Annotated in this window: 16 protein-coding genes; 6 read left to right on the forward strand and 10 right to left on the reverse strand. The window is 64.8% G+C overall.

The window, feature by feature from the left end; all coding sequences use genetic code 11:
• The first annotated feature begins 208 nt into the window (after positions 1-208).
• Entirely contained in the window at positions 209-1,105 is an 897-nt protein-coding gene (locus DNK10_RS24435) for an acyltransferase (RefSeq protein WP_131178199.1), read from the forward strand.
• On the opposite strand, the gene DNK10_RS24440 is transcribed toward DNK10_RS24435, so the two are convergent.
• From DNK10_RS24440 to DNK10_RS24460, 5 genes are all read right to left on the reverse strand, one after another.
• Positions 1,106-2,188 carry a DmpA family aminopeptidase gene (locus DNK10_RS24440; RefSeq protein ID WP_131193340.1) on the reverse strand — a complete coding sequence of 361 codons (1,083 nt, stop codon included), beginning with the start codon at positions 2,186-2,188 and terminating at the stop codon, positions 1,106-1,108.
• A complete protein-coding gene (locus DNK10_RS24445; RefSeq protein ID WP_131193341.1) occupies positions 2,181-3,041 on the reverse strand; it encodes an ABC transporter permease in 861 nt (286 codons plus the stop codon). The genes DNK10_RS24440 and DNK10_RS24445 overlap by 8 nt, the downstream gene beginning before the upstream one ends.
• Positions 3,038-3,922 carry an ABC transporter permease gene (locus DNK10_RS24450; RefSeq protein WP_244216318.1) on the reverse strand — a complete coding sequence of 295 codons (885 nt, stop codon included), beginning with the start codon at positions 3,920-3,922 and terminating at the stop codon, positions 3,038-3,040. Before DNK10_RS24450 ends, DNK10_RS24445 begins: the two co-directional genes overlap by 4 nt.
• On the reverse strand, positions 3,922-5,037 hold the full coding sequence (locus DNK10_RS24455) for an ABC transporter ATP-binding protein (protein WP_131193343.1): 1,116 nt from the start codon (positions 5,035-5,037) through the stop codon (positions 3,922-3,924). Before DNK10_RS24455 ends, DNK10_RS24450 begins: the two co-directional genes overlap by 1 nt.
• Positions 5,038-5,162: 125 nt before the next feature.
• Positions 5,163-6,209, reverse strand: a complete 1,047-nt coding sequence (locus DNK10_RS24460) for a polyamine ABC transporter substrate-binding protein (protein WP_131193344.1) — start codon at positions 6,207-6,209, stop codon at positions 5,163-5,165.
• 216 nt (positions 6,210-6,425) lie between these two features.
• Here DNK10_RS24460 and DNK10_RS24465 point away from each other — a divergent pair, with 216 nt between their 5' ends.
• The 5 genes from DNK10_RS24465 to DNK10_RS24485 all read left to right on the forward strand — a co-directional run bounded on the left by DNK10_RS24465 (position 6,426) and on the right by DNK10_RS24485 (position 11,795).
• Positions 6,426-7,280: a MurR/RpiR family transcriptional regulator gene (locus tag DNK10_RS24465; RefSeq protein WP_244216319.1), complete on the forward strand. Its 855-nt coding sequence runs from the start codon at positions 6,426-6,428 to the stop codon at positions 7,278-7,280.
• A gap of 431 nt (positions 7,281-7,711) precedes the next feature.
• Entirely contained in the window at positions 7,712-8,719 is a 1,008-nt protein-coding gene (locus tag DNK10_RS24470) for a TRAP transporter substrate-binding protein (RefSeq protein WP_131193345.1), read from the forward strand.
• Positions 8,720-8,729: 10 nt separating this feature from the next.
• A complete protein-coding gene (locus DNK10_RS24475; protein WP_131175252.1) occupies positions 8,730-9,236 on the forward strand; it encodes a TRAP transporter small permease in 507 nt (168 codons plus the stop codon).
• The gene (locus DNK10_RS24480; protein WP_131193346.1) at positions 9,233-10,519 is read left to right on the forward strand and encodes a TRAP transporter large permease; all 1,287 of its coding nucleotides are present in this window, start codon (positions 9,233-9,235) and stop codon (positions 10,517-10,519) included. The genes DNK10_RS24475 and DNK10_RS24480 overlap by 4 nt, the downstream gene beginning before the upstream one ends.
• Positions 10,520-10,568: 49 nt before the next feature.
• On the forward strand, positions 10,569-11,795 hold the full coding sequence (locus tag DNK10_RS24485; RefSeq protein ID WP_131193347.1) for an aspartate aminotransferase family protein: 1,227 nt from the start codon (positions 10,569-10,571) through the stop codon (positions 11,793-11,795).
• 163 nt (positions 11,796-11,958) lie between these two features.
• Here DNK10_RS24485 and DNK10_RS24490 read toward each other — a convergent pair whose 3' ends face one another.
• The 5 genes from DNK10_RS24490 to DNK10_RS24510 all read right to left on the reverse strand — a co-directional run bounded on the left by DNK10_RS24490 (position 11,959) and on the right by DNK10_RS24510 (position 16,966).
• Entirely contained in the window at positions 11,959-12,828 is an 870-nt protein-coding gene (locus tag DNK10_RS24490; protein WP_131193348.1) for a LysR substrate-binding domain-containing protein, read from the reverse strand.
• Positions 12,829-13,056: 228 nt separating this feature from the next.
• The gene (locus tag DNK10_RS24495; RefSeq protein ID WP_131193349.1) at positions 13,057-13,494 is read right to left on the reverse strand and encodes a VOC family protein; all 438 of its coding nucleotides are present in this window, start codon (positions 13,492-13,494) and stop codon (positions 13,057-13,059) included.
• Positions 13,495-13,753: 259 nt separating this feature from the next.
• On the reverse strand, positions 13,754-14,953 hold the full coding sequence (gene fdhA, locus DNK10_RS24500; RefSeq protein WP_131178207.1) for a formaldehyde dehydrogenase, glutathione-independent: 1,200 nt from the start codon (positions 14,951-14,953) through the stop codon (positions 13,754-13,756).
• Positions 14,954-15,202: 249 nt separating this feature from the next.
• Entirely contained in the window at positions 15,203-16,060 is an 858-nt protein-coding gene (purU, locus tag DNK10_RS24505) for a formyltetrahydrofolate deformylase (protein ID WP_131193350.1), read from the reverse strand.
• A gap of 270 nt (positions 16,061-16,330) precedes the next feature.
• Positions 16,331-16,966, reverse strand: coding sequence for a sarcosine oxidase subunit gamma (locus DNK10_RS24510; protein ID WP_131178210.1), 636 nt, complete (start codon positions 16,964-16,966; stop codon positions 16,331-16,333).
• Between the last annotated feature and the right edge of the window lie 75 nt (positions 16,967-17,041).

Below are 17,041 nucleotides of genomic sequence, written 5' to 3' on the forward strand. Positions count from 1 at the left end.
TCCACCCTACGTCTGGGTTGAGTACAGCGATACCCAGAAAATTTCAGGTGCCGGCGCGCTCGACCTGGCCACCGTCGCACAGCATGATGCGATTTAAACCTTGGCCACTCGCCAAACTCATATCGCGTAACGCACCGAACCGCGCACCGATTTGGCGCGAACGTCGCGCCTGCCTATGATGGGCACCTCGCGCCCACAAGGAGTTGCCATGCGCCGCCTGCTCACCGGCCTCACCGTTATCCTCCTGCTGCTGCTCAATACCCTGATCCTGATCGGGCCGATGCTGCTCATCGCCCTCGGCAAGTTCGTGCTGCCGGGCAAGGCACTGAAGGCCGCCTGCTCGCGCCAGGTGATGTGGGTTGCCGAGTTCTGGGCGGAAAACTGCAAACGCATCTTCGCGGCTCTTACGCCCACCCAGTGGGATATACGCGGCGGTGGCGAGCTGCATCAGGACACTTCCTACCTGGTGATCAGCAACCACCAGTCCTGGGTCGACATCCCGGCGCTGGTGCAAGCCTTCAACCGCAAGGCGCCCTACTTCAAGTTCTTCCTCAAGCAGCAACTGATCTGGGTGCCCTTTCTCGGCCTGGCGTTCTGGGCGCTGGATTACCCGTTCATGAAGCGTTATTCCAAGGCAAAGCTGGAAAAATATCCGCACCTCAAGGGACAGGATCTGCTGATCACCAAGCATGCCTGCGAGAAATTCAAGGAACTGCCGGTTACCGTGGTCAACTACCTGGAAGGCACCCGCTTCACCCCGGCCAAACAGGCTCAGCAGGGCTCGCCCTACCAGTACCTGCTCAAGCCCAAGGCCGGTGGTGTGGCCTTCGTGCTCGCCGCCCTGGGCGAACAACTGGACGCCATTCTCGACGTCACCATCGTCTATGCGGAAAAGACCCCGCCCGGTTTCTGGAAGCTGATCAGCGGCCAGGTGCCAAGGGTCATCATGGATATCCGTACGCGACCACTTGATCCCGCCCTGTGGCAGGGCGATTACCAGAACGATGGCGAATTCCGCCAGTACGTACAGGCCTGGGTCAGCGGTTTATGGGAAGAAAAAGACCAACGCATCGCCCAGCTCAAGAGCGATCTGGTACACCGTTGATCAGACCTTAGCCATCATTGCCAGCAAACGCTCGCCATCGAGCGCCCTGCAAAGGCCTTCGGGCTTCTGCATCGGCGCATCCTCTGCGGCTAGCATGGCATTGAGCACGGCCTCGTCAGTGGCCTGGACAGCCGCCAGATAAAGTGCGTCGAGGCACTCGTCGTTGAGGTAGTCGAGATTCAGCCTGGTCGTCGACAGCTGTGGCAATGCCCGAGGATTGGCGACGCTGAAGGCAAGGAAGATATCGCCGGAGTTGTTGCCGCCGGGTGTGCCGCCCAGGCCGATGCCGATACCGGCGCGCTGGGCCAGGCGCTTGAGCTGGTGCGGCAGCAGCGGCGCGTCGGTGGCGAGGATGACGATGATCGAGCCGCGCTCGCGCTCCAGCCCGGCCGGCAACTCGTCGGCCAGGCGCTCGCCCACCGGCACGCCGCACACCTTGAGCCAGGCGCGCTGGCCGTGGTTGGCCTGCACCAGGGCACCGAGAGTGTAGGTCTGGCCGTCGACCTCGACCAGTCGCGAAGCGCTGCCGGTGCCGCCCTTGAAGCCGTAGCAGATCATGCCGTTGCCACCGCCGACGTTGCCTTCGGCGATGGCCCCGCTTTTTGCCGCGTTCAGCGCGGCCAGGGCATCGGCCTCGCCGACGTGCTGGCCGTTGATGTCGTTGATCACCCCGTCGTAGGTCTCGGCCACCACGGGCATGGCCCACAGGTGCTCGCGCTGCCAGGCATCGGCGTACTGGCGGACGATCCAGCGTGTGGCGGCGTGGTGAACGATACCGACACTGTGCGAGTTGGTGATGCACAGCGGGCCGACGAAGTAGCCGCCGTGTTCGATCCAGTGGGTTCCGGTCATCTCGCCGTTGCCGTTGAGCGCGTGGAATCCCGCCCATACCGGTTGCGGCTCGGGGTCGCGGCCGCGCGGCAGGATGGCGGTGACGCCGGTCTGGATGCGCCGGCCGTTGTCGGCCACGCCATTGAGGGTGCGGTAGCCGACCAGCACACCGGGCACGTCGGTGATGGCGTTGTGCGGGCCGGTGGTGCCGGGCAACGGCAGTCCGAGTTCGCGGGCGCGAGGTTTAGCCATGGGAGTCATCCTGGGAAATGGCGGGCTTGCGGTTGCGCAGGTACAGGCCAAGAGCGGCGATCAGCAGCGAGGCGATCAGCAGCAGGGTGGCGATGGCGTTGATCTCGGGCTTGATGCCGCGACGGATCATGCCGTAGATGAAGACCGGCAGCGTGGTCGAGTCGACACCGGCGATGAAGTAGGTGATCACCAGGTCGTCCATCGAGATGATGAACGCCAGCAATGCCCCACCGACCACTCCGGGCAGGATCTGCGGCAGGGTCACCCGGCGGAAGGTGATCCAAGGCGAGGCGCCGAGGTCGGCCGAGGCCTCTTCCAGGCGTGTGTCCATGCCGGCCAGGCGCGCGCTGACGATGAGGAACACGTAGCTGATCAGGAAGGTGCAGTGGCCGATGATGATCGAAGTCTTGCCCAGCGGCAGTCCGACGCCGACGAAGAAGATCAGCAGGGCAATGCCGAGCACGATGTCGGGCATCAGCATCGGCATGAACAGCAGCACCCGGTAGAACGTCTGCAGGCGGAAGCGATGGCGCGCCAGGGCCAGCGCGGTGAGCGTACCGATCACGGTGGAGATCGCCGTGGTGGTCAGCGCCACCATCAGACTGGTGCGTAGCGCCGCCAGCAACTGGTCGGTGGACTCCACGTACAGCGCGTTCTCGCTGAGGCTGGTGGATAGGCCGAACAACGAGCGGTACCAGTCCAGGCTGAAACTGTCCCAGATCATCATGTTGATCGGGTTGCTGTTGAACGAGTAGGCGACGATCAGGCCGATCGGCAGGTACAGGAAGACGAAGAAGGCCAGGCTGTAGCCGCCCAGCAGGCGGCGGCCGAGCCATGCGAGCATCGTGTTCATCGGCTGGTCTCCTGCATGCTGTTGCGTCCCTGAACCACTACGTAGAGCACCAGGCAGATCAGTACCGCCGCCATCAGCAGCATCGCGAGGGCCGCGCCGAACGGCCAGTTGCGCGCGGCGAGGAACTGCTGCTCGACCAGGCTGCCGATCATCAGCACGCGCGCGCCGCCCAGCAGCGACGGCACGATGAAGTTGCCCAGGCTGGGGATGAACACGATGATCGAGCCGGCGGCGATACCCGGCAGGGTCATGGGGAAGATCACCTTCCAGAAGGTCTGCCAGCGGCTCGCGCCAAGATCGGCCGAGGCTTCCAGCAGGCGCCGGTCGAGCTTCTCGACACTGGCGTAGACCGGCATGAACATGAACGGGATGAAGATGTAGGTCATGCCGATCAGCACCGCCGTCTCGGTGTAGATCAGCTCCAGCGGATTGTGGATGCCCAGCGCCAGCAGCGTGGTGTTGATGACGCCGCTGGGGCGCAGGATCAGCAGCCAGGCGTACAAACGCACGATCAGGCTGGTGAAGAACGGCAGGGTGATCAGGAACAGGCAGAAGTTGCGCATGCGCTCGGGCTGGCGAGCCACCCAGAAGGCGGCCGGATAGCACAGCGCCAGGGTCGCCAGCACGGTCAGCCCGGCCAGCTTGAACGAGCGCAGGATGATCGCCAGGTAGACCGGGTCGAAGTCCTCAACGGTGCCATCGGCCCAGCCCAGCACGCGGCCGAAATTGTCCGGATAGAAATTCCATTCAACACCGCCATACAACCCCGGCTCGAGCAGGCTGTAGAGCGCCATGATCGCCAGCGGAGAGAGGAAGAACACGCCGATGACCAGCGTCACCGGGCCGAGCATGCCGATCAGGCGCAAGCGTTCGCCCAGCATCAGGCACCTCCCTGGATAAGGTGCGCGGCCTCCAGGCCATACCAGAGTTGCAGCGCGTCACCCGGGCGCAGGCGCTGCACGCCCTGCAGCGCGGCATCGCGCAGCACCGCCTTGATCTGCCGGCCATGGACGGTACGCAGCAGCAGCTCGAAATCCTTGCCGATGAACAGCACCTGTTCCAGCTTTCCGTCGAGCGCGGCGAAACCCTCGCCCGGACACTGCAGGTGGAACTGTTCCGGGCGCAGCATCAACTGGGCGTACTGACCGACGCGCAAATGGGGATTGCGGGCCAGCAGCAAGTCACCCTGGCTGTCCATCAGGTAGGCGGTGCCGTCATTGACTGAGCCGACATGCACGTCGAACAGGTTGCTCTCGCCGATGAAGCCGGCGACGAAGACATTGACGGGGCGATGGTAGATCTCCGCAGGGGCGCCGATCTGCTGGATATGGCCGCCATTGAGCACGACGATGCGGTCGCTCATGGTCAGCGCCTCTTCCTGGTCATGGGTGACGAAGACGAAGGCGATACCCAGTTCGTGCTGCAGGTTCTTCAGCTCGCGCTGCATGGCTTGGCGCAACTGCCGGTCGAGCGCCGACAGTGGCTCGTCGAGCAGCAGCAGCGCCGGGCGGTCGACGATGGCGCGGGCCAGCGCCACGCGCTGCTGCTGGCCGCCGGAAAGCTGGCCGGGCTTGCGCAGTTGCATGTCGGCCAGGCCGACCAGCTCCAGCGCTTCGCCGACACGTTGGCGTTGCTCGGCCTTGCCCACGCCACGCACATCCAGCGCATAGCCGACGTTGTCGCCGATGCTCATGTGCGGAAACAGCGCGTAGCTCTGGAACACCGTATGCACCGGACGGCGGTGCGGCGGCACGAGGTTCATCGACTGACCCTGGATCAGCAACTCGCCGCCGTCCAGTTGCTCGAAGCCGCTGATGGTGCGCAACAGCGTGGTCTTGCCACAGCCGGACGGCCCCAGCAGGGTGACGAATTCGTTGGCACCGACGGCCAGGTCGAGACCATCGAGGGCGCGCACCAGATGCCCTTCGGGGGCGCGGTAATGCTTCACGGCGGCGCGAATCTCGACCACCGGCGCGGTCTGGGTGAAGACAGTCATGACAACTCCCGGAAAGATGTAAAGCCGCCGCAGCTAAAGCCCTGCCCATACATCCGTAGGATGGGTTGAGCGAAGCGATACCCAGGCTACTTCGATACGATGCTTCAGCTGCGACCTGCCAGCACTCAGTTGGCGGTACGCACGCGCGTCCACACCCGGTCGTACTGACGCAGGCCCTTGCCCAGATCCTCGAAGATCTGCAGCTTGGCCATCACCTCGGCGGGCGGGTTGACCTGCGGGTTGTCGCGCAGCTCGGCCGGCAGCAGCTTGAGCGCTTCCTTGTTGGGCGTGCCGTTCATCTGCTGCGCGGTGTTCAGCGCGGCGATCTCCGGTTGCAGAAAGAAGCTCATGAAGCGCTTGGCGTTGGCCTTGTTCGGCGCGCTCCTGAGCACGCACATGTCTTCCTGGTACAGGGTCGCACCTTCTCTGGGGATGACGTAGGCGAGATTCTGCGGATCCTGCTTCACGTACATCATCGCGCCGACGAAATAATGCGCGGCCGCGGCATCGCCGGACTGCACCATCGGCACGCTATCGTAGGTGAAGGCGGAGATCAGCGGCTTGCGCTCGATCAGCCAGTCGGCGGCCTGCCTGAGCTCGGCGGCATCGCTGCTGTTGACCGACTTGCCGTCCTTGATCAGACCGACGCCGAGGGTTTCGCGCATGTCGTCGAGCATGATCACCTTCTTGCCGGCCTGCGCCTCGGCGAAGAAATCGTCCCAGCTCTCGATCGGCCTGGACACCTTGCTCTTGTTGTAGAAGATGCCCACCGTGCCCCAGGCGTAAGGCATGCAGTACTCGCCCTGGGGATCGGACTTGGCGCGCAGGAAGGCCGGATCGATGTTGGCGAAGCCCGGATCCTGGTTGATGTCGGTCTTCTCCAACAGGCCGAGCGCGGCCATGCTGTCGTGCATGTGTACCGAGGGGAAGACGATGTCGTAGCCTTTGGCGCCGGCCTGCAGCTTGGCGAGCATTTCCTCGTTGCTGCCGTAGGTGTCGAGCGACACCTTGATGCCGGTTTCGGCGCTGAAGCGGCTCAGCACCTCGGGGTTGATGTAATCCCCCCAGTTGTATAGCCGCAGTTCCTCGGCAGCCTGGGCGGCGCCGGAGACGAGACTGCCGCCGCAGGCGACGCACAGGGCGAGATGACGCAGGGGACGCGGGATGGGCATATTCCTGTTCTCCACTGTTATGACCGCTCGAAGGCGCGGCATTTGCTTGTTGCGGCAGGAATTGCGCAAGAGTCGAGCGCGGGGCGGAAAGGCTTCTGCTGGCTTTCTTCACCCGTATAGCGGCAGATCGAGGTCTCTTTGCGGTACGGTTGTAGCGTAGAATATATTTATTCCAAAGACCAACAATTTGACATTTAAATGTCATAACGATTTGGCATGGCAGGGGAAACGGACATGCTCGATGGCAAGATGCAACACCTGGAAGGCAAGCTGACGCCGGCCGAGCGCACCTTGTGGGCCTATATCCAGGCCAACCTGGAAACCCTGGCGTTCGAGAACGGCGCCAGCCTGGCGGCCAAGAGCGGGGTCAGCCCCAACACCGTCAGCCGCTTCCTGCGCCGGCTCGGCTACAAGGGCCTGAAGAGCCTCAAGGAAGAACTGCGCGACGAAGTCCGCGTGCAATCACTGCTCAACACCACGCTGATCGACCGCGTCGAACAGCAGCCCGACGACCTGCTGGCCCACCTCAACGAGGAGATCGAGGCGCTCAGCGCCTTCGCCAACCAGCTCGGCAGCCAGCACTGGCAGGACATCGTCGCCCGGGTCAGCGACGCCGAACGGGTGTTCGTCTGCGGCTTCCAGACCATCCGCGGGCTGGCCGAGGACTTCGCCAACCGCCTGGCCCTGGTGCGCTCGGGCGTGGAGTTCCTCGACCTCTACAGCGGCGTGCTCGGCCAGTGGATCGACAGCCACAACCAGCGCTGCTGCGTGATCCTGATCGACATCGCGCCCTATGCCGAGGCCGGCGTCGCCTTCGCCAACAACTGCCTGCAGCAGGGCACCGACCTGGTGGTGTTCACCGACGAGTACGGCATCGCCCGGCATATCGACACCCCCCACATCATCACCATGAAGACCAAGACCGGCCTGATCCTGGAGTCCACCGGCGGCCTGACCAGCGCCCTCAACGTGCTGCTGCACTGCGTGGCCAGTTCGCGCAAGGATCAGCTCAAGGAGCGCCTGGCGGCGTACCGCGCGCGGGTGGAAAGCCTGAAGCTGTACCGACCCTGAGCTCACCCCGGCCGGTACAGGCATCGCGAGCGTGGTGTGCCGCGTCTCCCCCCATACCTGCGGGTTACGCCGCCATGTGGATCGTGGCCGGAGTACGGCTCGACCCGAGCTACGGATAGCGTTCGACTCGCCAGATTCATGCAGGAGCCGCGACCCCCGCGGCGATTGGTGGCCGTGACACGGTTTGTGGAAAGGCCGCCAGCGCCTCGCGCCGGGGTCGACGCTCCTACGGGCGCCGAACGGCTCTGGCAGGCCATAAAAAATGTCCGGGAGCCATTTTTAACGTCGCTGGCGACAGCCCGCAGGGTGGCCGCCAGGGATGGCAGGCCATAAAAAAGCGCATGCCGGCATTAGTTATTGTTATGGCGAAACCCGCCTGCCGCTGAAAGCCGCTGGGTACACTCGAGGCTATTCAACGGGGAGGGTTCAACATGAAATCGACAAACCTGCTGCGTGGCGCCGGCCTGCTGCCCATGATCACGTTGTCCGCCGTGTGCCTGCTGGCATCGGGCCACAGCTGGGCGGAGCGCACATTGCGTGTCGCCCACGCCTCGAGCGGCGACAGCCTGGTCAACCAGGCGATGACGCGCTTCGCCGCCGAACTCGAGGCCAGAAGCGGCGGCGAGTTGAAAGCCAGGGTGTTCCCCGACGGACAGCTGGGCGATGAAGGCCCGATCGCCGAATCCGTGGGCATGGGCTCGATCGACATCGGCCTGGGTGGCGTGGTCGAACCCATCGACCCGAGGCTGAACGTGGTCACCCTGCCCTTCCTGTTCCAGGATGCGGCCAATGTCTATGCCTTCTTCGATACGGACGCCGGCAAGGAAGTACTGGGCTTCGGCCACGATCACGGTTACAAGGTGCTGGCCCCACTGGACTCGGGCTTCCGTCAGTTCGTCGGCAGCCGCAAGGCCATCGTCACACCCGCGGATCTGGCCGGCATGAAGGTGCGCACGCCGCCGATGCCGACCATCCTCGCCACCATGAAGCAGTTCGGCGCCCTGGCCCAGTCGATTCCCTACGGCGAGGTCTACACCTCGCTGCAATCCGGCGTGGTCGACGGCGCCGAACCGGAGGCCCGCGACTACTACGACCAGAAGTGGTACGAGCCGGCAGGCTACCTGTCGATCGCCAACTACCTGTGGTCGGCGAACTGGTGGTACATGAATCTCGACACCTACGAAAGCCTCGAGCCTGCCCAGCGCGACGCGCTCGATGCCGCCGTGGCCGATGTCACCGCCTGGTACCGCGGCCAGCTGGGCGCCGTGACCGAGCAGGTGATCGCCGAGCTGCAGACCAAGGGCGTCAAGGTCAACCAGGTCGATACCGCACCGTTCGGGGCCATGGCCGGCCCGGTGTACGACACCTTCGCCAGGGAATGGGGCGACGAACTCATCCAGCACGTGCGCAGCGCCGCCGCAGCCAGCGCCCAGCCCTGAAGGAGCCCGCATGAGTCAGTTGCCTGAAACCAGCGCCCGGCAAGGCTGGGGCGAGCGCGTGTTGTGCCTGATCGGTGGGTTGCTGTTTATCGCCACCTTCACCGCCATCGTGGCGGGCATGGCCGCGCGCAGCTTCAAGCTGTCGGGCTTCGAGTGGTCGTTCGAGATCGCCGGCATCGGCTTCATCTGGATCACCTTCATCGGCACCGCCATCGCCGAGCTGCGCGGTGAGAACGTCTGCTTCGACGGCCTGTTGAAGCTCATGCCGGCCCGCGCCCAGCACGCCATGACGGTGCTCTGCGCCGTGTTGCTGGCCGGCGTGTCCGGCTGGCTGCTGTACAGCGCACTGGCGGTGCTCAAGCGCTCGGCCTGGGTTCCCACGCCGGTGCTGCGCTGGCCCACCGGCATCACCACCCTGGCCCTGATCAGTTGTGCGGTGGTTCTGCTGCTGATCGCGGCCATCCGCCTGTTCAAGGTATTTTCCGGCCGCGGCCGCGTACTGGGAGCGACCCGATGATCATCGCCCTGCTGTTCGGTGGCTTCTTCCTGCTCCTCCTGCTGGGCGTGCCGGTGGTCTGGTCGATGGCCGCCGCCACCATCATCACCCTGATCTTCGGCGATGTCGGCGTACCGGTGGGCTGGCTGGCGCAGCAGACCATCCGCGGCGCCGACTCGATCTCGCTGATGGCCATTCCATTGTTCCTGTTCGCCGGCGAGCTGATGAACCGCGGCGGCCTGACCCGGCAGATCATGCGTATCGCCGAGCACATTTTCGGACGCTTTCGCGGCGGTCTCGGCCTGGTCAACGTGGCCACCTCGTTCGTCTACGGCGGCCTGACCGGCTCGGCCACCGCCGACACCGGCGCAGTGGCCAAGGTGATGATCCCGGCCATGGAGGAGCGGGGCTATCCCAAGGCCTTCGCCGCCGCGGTCACGGCGGCGTCCGGCACCCTGGGCATCATCCTGCCGCCGAGCGTGGTGTTCATCATCTACGGCGTGCTGACCAACACCTCCATCGGCGGCCTGTTCATGGCCGGCATCCTGCCGGGCGTGCTGCTGGCGCTGACCTTCATGGTCGCCGCCTACGTGGTCGGCGTGAAGGAGAACTTCCCGCGCCAGGACACCCGGCCGAGCTGGCGGCGCCTCTTCCTCGACCTGCGCGCGGCGCTGCCGGCGCTGCTGATGCCGCCGCTGATTCTCGGCTCGATCGTCAGCGGCCTGGCCACGGCCACCGAGGCAGCGGCGCTGTCAGTGATCTACGCCCTGCTGGTCGGCGCGCTGGTCTATCGCGAGCTGTCCTGGGACGTGCTCTGGCCCTCGATCATCGAAGCGGTCAGCACCACCGGGGCGATCATGATCATCATGGCCGTGGCGGTACCCTTCAGCTGGCTGCTGACCGTGGAGCAGGTGCCACAGACCATCGCCACCTGGATCACCAGCCTGCATGGCGGCGCGGTGGTGGACATCGTCCTGGTCATTCTCGCCCTGGTGGTGGTCGGCCTGTGGCTGGATCTGGGCCCGGCGCTGATCATCCTCGCGCCGATCCTGGTGCCGATCGCCCAGAGCGCGGGCCTGGAACCCTACCAGATCGGCGTGCTGTTCACCGTCACCCTCGGCGTCGGCCTGTTCACCCCACCGGTGGGCACCAACATCTTCGTCGTCTGTAACGTCGCCAAGCTGAGCATCGGCGCGGTATCGCGGCGCCTGGTGCCGTTCTGGATAGCCAGCGCCGTGGCCATCGTGCTGCTGGTGATCTTCCCCGAACTCACCGAGTGGCTGCCGAGAATGGCCGGTTACTGACCCCCCTTTATCACTGAACCGCTCTACCCGACTTCAAGGAAATCATGCGATGCACCATCTCGTTGGTGGAATATCCAGCGCCGGCCGCGCTTTGCCCGCTCTGGACGGAATCCCCTTTCTGGCACAGCGTGCCGCGGCCCATCAGGTCTGGGATACGAATGGCCGCGCCTATATCGATACGGCCATGGGCTTCGGCGCGGCCAAGCTCGGCCATGCCGACCCGGACGTGCTGGACGCGGTGACCGAGGCGCTGCGACGCGCGCCCATGCCATCCTACGCCCACGCCCTGGAGGAGCAGGCGGCCAGCGCGCTGGCGAGCTGTACTGGCGCGCTGGATCAGGTGATCTTCGTCAACACCGGCAGCGAAGCGGTGCACCTCGCCTGCCGTGCCGCCCGGGCCTATACCGGGCGCAAGCTGGTGGCCAAGTTCGCCGCCGGCTACGACGGCTGGTACGACCCGGTCGCCTTCGGCAACGCCGCCAGCGCTGACGCCGAGATGCCCGGCGCGCGGCCGGTGAAGGACGGCATGACCCTGCTGCGCTACAACGACTTCGACGACATCGAGCGACTGTTCGCGCAGCACCCCGACATCGCCGCGGTACTGCTCGAGCCGATGCTGGCCAACGCCGGCTGCGTGGTTCCGGCGCCCGGTTATCTGGAGCGACTGTGCAAGAGCGCCCACGCCCATGGCGCACTGGTGATCCTCGACGAAGTGCTGATGGGCTTCCAGGTGCGTGCCGGGCTGTTCAGCCAGGCCTTCGCGGTGGACGCCGATCTGGCCTGCGTCGGCAAGGCGATAGGCAGCGGTATTCCGGTCGCGGCGGTGCTGGGAACGGCAGAAGTCATGCGCGAATTCGAAACCGGCAAAGTCGTGCGCGCCGGCACTTACAGCGGCAACCCACCGGCCTGCGCGGCTGTCCTGGCGACGCTCGACAAGCTCAAGCGCTTCGACTACGCGGCGCACCAGGCCGACGGTAACTGGTTGCGTCAGGCGCTGGAACAGGTCTTCGCGCGCAACGGCCTGGCACTGAGCACCAGCGGCTATGGCAGTGTCTTCAGTTGCTGGCACGCGCCACGGGCACCGCGCGATTACAGCGAGGCCAGCGCCTGGCTGAAGCCGCAGCGCTCGCTGGATCTGCACCTGGCACTGCGCCGGCGCGGCCTGCTGACGATGCCCGCCGGATACGGGCGCATCTACCTTTCGGTCGCGCATACCCGTGCCGTGCTGGAGCAGATGCTGGAGATATTCAGCGAAGTGGCCGAAGCCTGGGCCTAGCCCCAAATGCCAGTCAGTCAAGCATTTGCCCCACAAAACGGCGGTTTGCCCTGGCTCTGTGGGAGCCGCGACCCCGCGGCGATGGGTGGTCGCACCGTGAATCCCGCTGTATGGCTGCCATCGCATCGCGCGGAGACAGCTTCGTTCGCGTTAGATAGAGCGCTCAGGCGATGGCGGCCTGGCAGCTATCGGCGTCGAATTGCTGCTCGATGAAGTGCGCCAGGCGGCGCACGGCCAGGCGCGCGCCACTCGGCATGACCAGGGCGAGCTCCTGGCTGGCGAGGGCGGGCAGGCCCTCTTCGGGGCCGAGAATGCGCCAGTCGGCGGGGACGGCCGTGGCGGGCAGCACGGTCAGCGCTTCGCCCATGCGGATGGCGGCCTGCACGCCCTGGATATGTGATGAGGTACAGACGATACGCCACTGGCACCCGGCCCGATCGAGGGCCGCGATGGCCTTGGGCCGCGCCCGGCAGCCCTCGGGAAACAGCACCAGTGGCAAGGGCGAGAGCAGTTCCGGTCGCCTGTCCGGATGCGTGCACCAGAGCAGGGCCTCGCGCTTGAGCAGCACTCCGATGGGGCGATCCTTCTCCCGGGAAATGATGGCCATGTCCAGGGTGCCATCCTGCAGCATCTGCTCCAGGCGGTAGGAGAAGTCACAGATTACCTCGACCTGGGCATCGGCCTGCCGTAGCGGGTAATCGCGCAGCAGCAGCGAGCCGATGCTTTCCAGGTAATCGTCGGGCATGCCCACCCGAATACGTGTCGCCTCGCTTTCTCCCAGCGCGAACAGCGCCTCGTCCTCCAGCTCGCGGATGCGCCGTGCATAGCCGATCAGCAGCTCACCGGCACGGGTCAGACTGACACCACGCCGCGAGCGTTCGACCAGCCGCTTGCCCAGGCGATCTTCCAGGCGCGAGATCATCAGGCTCACGGCGGCCTGGGTCTTGCCGATGTGCTCACCTGCCGCCGTGAAGCCGCCGTGGTCGATGACCGCGACGAAAGCGGCCAGGGCATCGGTATCGAGGTGGCGCATGGGGATGCTCCGAATACAGCCTGAAGGGTGCTAGGGTCTGTTGACGTTGCCGCGAATGCTGCGTTTCTCGACGCTCATTTGGAACGACCAAACTTCACGTCTCGTGCCTTGCCTCGCGGCAAAACGGGCTCCGGCGCGGTCGTGCTGAAACGTCAACAGACCCTAGGCAATGCAAGTTCCGTTCCCCGGCCAGCCAAGTACGGCACGCGCCATCGCGGTGCGCCGTGTTCAATCGGGCAGGATCATGTGCCCCGACTCGTCCAGCGGCGCGAAGGGGTTGTGGGCCAACTCCCACACATGTCCATCGGGGTCGGCGAAATAACCGGAGTAGCCACCCCAGAAGACCTTCTCCGGTGCCTTGAGCAGTGTGCCTCCGCAGGCGATGGCGTGGGCCATGGCGGCGTCCACCGCCTCCGGGCTTTCCAGGTTGTGCGCCAGGGTCACGCCGGAAAAGGCCGGCTTGCCCGGTTGCTCGTCGATGTTCGCGTCCCGGGCCAGTTCATCCCGGGCGAACAGCGTCAGCACGAGTCCCTTGAGCTTGATGAAAACGATCTGCTCCTGGGAGGCCGAGGAGCGTTTCCAGCCCAGTCTCTGGTAAAACGCCGCGCTGGCTTGAACGTCGTCGACGCCAAGGGTGATCAGGGAAATACCTCGGTCGAAGGACATGCCGGTCTCCAGTGGCAAATGCATATTGTCAGGGGGGGATCCATACGTCTTGGCCGCATCGAGGCCAGGGCCATGTCAACGATGCAGTATCGCACGCGTAGGAGCCCCGACCTCGGGGCGATGCGATGGCAGCCATACAACGGGATTCGCGGTGCGACCACCCATCGCCGCGGGGGCGCGGCTCCCACACACCTGAGCAACGCCATAGCCGCTTCCGAAACCTGGAAGCGGAGCCGGCTGGCCCCGCTCCCGGCTGGCTTCACGCCGCGCTGAAGGTCTTGTGCGGGTCGATGACGAATTTCTTCGGCACGCCGGCATCGAACTCGCCGTAACCGCGTGGCGCATCGTCCAGGCTGATGACCTGCACGCCGACCACCTCGGCGATGTTGATGCGATCCCACATGATCGCCTGCATCAGCGCGCGGTTGTACTTCATCACCGGGGTCTGGCCAGTGTGGAAGCTGTGCGACTTGGCCCAGCCGAGACCGAAGCGGATGCTCAGGCTGCCGATCTTCGCCGCCGCGTCCACCGCGCCCGGGTCTTCGGTGACGTAGAGGCCGGGAATGCCGATCTTGCCGGCCACCCGTACCACGCCCATCAACGAGTTGAGAACCGTGGCAGGTGCCTCGTGCTGAGCGCCGGCATGGCCATGCCCCCGGGCCTCGAAGCCCACCGCATCGACGGCGCAATCCACTTCCGGTTCACCGAGCAGGTCGGCGATCTGCTCGTGCAGCGGCGTGTCCTTGGACAGGTCGGCGATTTCGAACCCCTGTGCCTTGGCGTGTGCCAGGCGCACCGGATTGACGTCACCGATGATGACCACCGCCGCGCCGAGCAGCCGAGCCGAAGCCGCTGCCGCCAGGCCAACCGGGCCGGCACCCGCCACATAGACGGTGCTGCCAGGGCCGACGCCGGCCGTGACGGCACCGTGGTAACCGGTCGGCAGAATGTCGGAGAGGCAGGTCAGGTCGCGAATCTTCTCCATGGCCTTGTCGCGATCCGGCAGTTTCAGCAGGTTGAAGTCGGCGTAAGGTACCAGCACGTATTCGGCCTGACCGCCCGTCCAGTCGCCCATATCCACGTAGCCATAGGCACCACCGGCACGCGCCGGGTTGACGGTCAGGCAGACGCCGGTGTGCTGTTCCTTGCAGGAGCGGCAGCGGCCGCAGGCGACGTTGAAGGGCACGGACACCAGGTCGCCGATCTTCAGGTTCTCGACATCGCTGCCTTTCTCGATCACTTCACCGGTGATCTCGTGGCCGAGCACCAGGCCGACCTGGGCGGTGGTACGGCCACGTACCATATGCTGGTCGGAGCCACAGATATTGGTGGAGACCACCTTGAGGATGACACCGTGTTCGATCTTGCGACCACGCGGATCCTGCATTTTCGGGTAGTCGATCTTCTGTACTTCGACCTTGCCTGTGCCGAGATAGACGACACCGCGATTACCAGACATATGTCTCTCCTTTCTTCTTGTGGATACAAAGACGCGACGGCTGTCGCGCAGGCCTTGTAGCGGAGCGTTGAAGCGTCTGTATCGGCACGCGCCGTAAACTGGCAGGAGGCGCGCCGAATCGGCGTATCGACGATCGATCGTCGAACGCAGGTCTGGGGAGAGTAGCCAGCGGCTGTCGGTTGCGTGGGCGCAGAACCGACAGTCGACGTTCCATGTGCGGCAGATACAGCCGCCAGGATGTCGTTGGCGCTACAGCACCACGGTGCGGTTGGCGTTGAGGAACACCCGACGCTCGAGGAAATAACCGACGGCACGGGCCAGGGTCAGGCACTCGATATCACGGCCCTTGGCGACCAGATCCTCGGGGTAGTGCGCGTGATCGACGCTTTCCACGCCCTGGGTGATGATCGGGCCTTCGTCGAGATCGTTATTGATGAAGTGCGCCGTGGCACCGACCAGCTTCACGCCCTTCTGGTAAGCCTGGTGATAGGGCTTGGCGCCCTTGAAGCCGGGCAACAGCGAGTGATGGATGTTGATCGCCCGGCCGTCGAGCTTGCGGCACAGGTCGGCGGACAGTACCTGCATGTAGCGGGCGAGCACCACCAGCTCGGCGCCGGTTTCCTCGACCACCTGCATCACCCTGCGCTCTTGCGCCGGTTTGTCGTTGGGATCGAGGGGGAAGTGGTGATACGGGATGCCGTGCCAGTCGGCCAGCGGCTTGAGATCCGGATGGTTGGAGACGATGGCGGTGATGTCCATCGGCAACTGCCCGGTGCGCTGACGGTAGAGCAGATCGTTGAGGCAGTGATCGGCCTTGGAGACCATGATCACCACCTTGGCGCGATAGCCCGGCGGCGTCAGTTCGGTGTGCATATCGAACGGCGCGGTGCGCTCGCCGAGGCCGGCGAGGAAGGCCGATTCATCGAAATCGGCCTGGGCACGAAATTCGACGCGGATGAAGAATCGGCTGGCCAGCCGGTCATCGAAGCTGTGGTGTTCGGTGACGTAGCAGCCCTGTTCGAACAGGTAACGTGTGACCACATCCACCGTGCCAAGCAGGCTCGGGCAGTGGGCGGTAAGAATCCAGGTGTCGGGGGTGCGGCTCATAACAAACTCCGATGATGTTCACCCCTCCCCCCCCGGGAGAGGGGCCGGGGGTGAGGGTTCTCTGGGCTTGCTCAGTTTCATGCTCGAACTGCTGGTTCCTAGGGTGGACGACGCTTGCCTACGCGGCCCGATCCGTCCACCGCCCTGCAATCACAATGGTGGATGAAAAGAGCATCAGCTACGCGCCCCGATCCACCCTACGTCTGCTTACGCCTTGATACTACGACCGTCCGCTTGCGCCTTGATCCTGCCACTCACCGAAACGAGAGCCTAGGCCTCGACCGCCAGACCGTACTCGCCACTGGCGTCCTGCAGCCAGGCCCAGATGTAATCGGCGAAGCTGCGGCGCACCAGCAGTTCCCAGGTGTCTTCGCCGGTATGGCGGATATACAACTGGGTCTTGGCGAAGTTGCTGCCGACCGCCTTGCCCACCGGGAACTGGCTGGGATGAACGTCGTAGCTGGTGGATTTCATCAACACGTCGCGCACGTTCGGGCCGCTCAGTTCGAGGAGGGTCTGCCCGCCGCTGACGTTGACCACCTGAATGTGCTGGCCATCCAGCGCCTCACGTAGCCTCTGCTCGGTGGCGAGCTCCTCGCCACGCGGCACGATGACCAGGAACTCGTCCGGACTCATCCACTGCACCGAGCTGTCGCCCTTGGCCACCAGGCCCAGGGCCACCGGCAGTTCCAACCCCAGGGCCTTGTGCACACCTTCGGCGAAAGCCGCGTCCTTGCCGTCACCACGCAAGGTCAGGTGCCCCAGGAGCTTCTTCTCGCGCAGGGTCACGCCCGCACCACTTCTGCCCTTGCCGACCAGCTCGTTGAAGCCGGCATGGTGCAGCGGCGACTCGACTTTTACGCCGGAATCATCGGGACGCTGCTGGTAGACGTTTGCTGCTGTCATGTCGTCAGTCCTTCATAGGTGGGAGACGCCTTCGAGGACGCCACCCTTTCGCTCTTGCTTGCGGCTTGCAACTTG

Origin of the sequence: Phytopseudomonas daroniae, assembly GCF_004327275.1 — a bacterium.
Taxonomy (GTDB): domain Bacteria; phylum Pseudomonadota; class Gammaproteobacteria; order Pseudomonadales; family Pseudomonadaceae; genus Aquipseudomonas; species Aquipseudomonas daroniae.

What these genes read in the sequence shown, in the direction of transcription:
- DNK10_RS24495 (WP_131193349.1), bottom strand. Translation starts at nt 13,494, where the DNA reads ATGTCCTTCGACCGAGGTATTTCCCTGATCACCCTTGGCGTCGACGAC.
- DNK10_RS24455 (WP_131193343.1), bottom strand. Translation starts at nt 5,037, where the DNA reads ATGACTGTCTTCACCCAGACCGCGCCGGTGGTCGAGATTCGCGCCGCC.
- fdhA (WP_131178207.1), bottom strand. Translation starts at nt 14,953, where the DNA reads ATGTCTGGTAATCGCGGTGTCGTCTATCTCGGCACAGGCAAGGTCGAA.
- DNK10_RS24475 (WP_131175252.1), top strand. Translation starts at nt 8,730, where the DNA reads ATGAGTCAGTTGCCTGAAACCAGCGCCCGGCAAGGCTGGGGCGAGCGC.
- DNK10_RS24510 (WP_131178210.1), bottom strand. Translation starts at nt 16,966, where the DNA reads ATGACAGCAGCAAACGTCTACCAGCAGCGTCCCGATGATTCCGGCGTA.
- purU (WP_131193350.1), bottom strand. Translation starts at nt 16,060, where the DNA reads ATGAGCCGCACCCCCGACACCTGGATTCTTACCGCCCACTGCCCGAGC.
- DNK10_RS24460 (WP_131193344.1), bottom strand. Translation starts at nt 6,209, where the DNA reads ATGCCCATCCCGCGTCCCCTGCGTCATCTCGCCCTGTGCGTCGCCTGC.
- DNK10_RS24445 (WP_131193341.1), bottom strand. Translation starts at nt 3,041, where the DNA reads ATGAACACGATGCTCGCATGGCTCGGCCGCCGCCTGCTGGGCGGCTAC.
- DNK10_RS24470 (WP_131193345.1), top strand. Translation starts at nt 7,712, where the DNA reads ATGAAATCGACAAACCTGCTGCGTGGCGCCGGCCTGCTGCCCATGATC.
- DNK10_RS24435 (WP_131178199.1), top strand. Translation starts at nt 209, where the DNA reads ATGCGCCGCCTGCTCACCGGCCTCACCGTTATCCTCCTGCTGCTGCTC.
- DNK10_RS24490 (WP_131193348.1), bottom strand. Translation starts at nt 12,828, where the DNA reads ATGCGCCACCTCGATACCGATGCCCTGGCCGCTTTCGTCGCGGTCATC.
- DNK10_RS24450 (WP_244216318.1), bottom strand. Translation starts at nt 3,922, where the DNA reads ATGCTGGGCGAACGCTTGCGCCTGATCGGCATGCTCGGCCCGGTGACG.
- DNK10_RS24440 (WP_131193340.1), bottom strand. Translation starts at nt 2,188, where the DNA reads ATGGCTAAACCTCGCGCCCGCGAACTCGGACTGCCGTTGCCCGGCACC.
- DNK10_RS24480 (WP_131193346.1), top strand. Translation starts at nt 9,233, where the DNA reads ATGATCATCGCCCTGCTGTTCGGTGGCTTCTTCCTGCTCCTCCTGCTG.
- DNK10_RS24465 (WP_244216319.1), top strand. Translation starts at nt 6,426, where the DNA reads ATGGCAGGGGAAACGGACATGCTCGATGGCAAGATGCAACACCTGGAA.
- DNK10_RS24485 (WP_131193347.1), top strand. Translation starts at nt 10,569, where the DNA reads ATGCACCATCTCGTTGGTGGAATATCCAGCGCCGGCCGCGCTTTGCCC.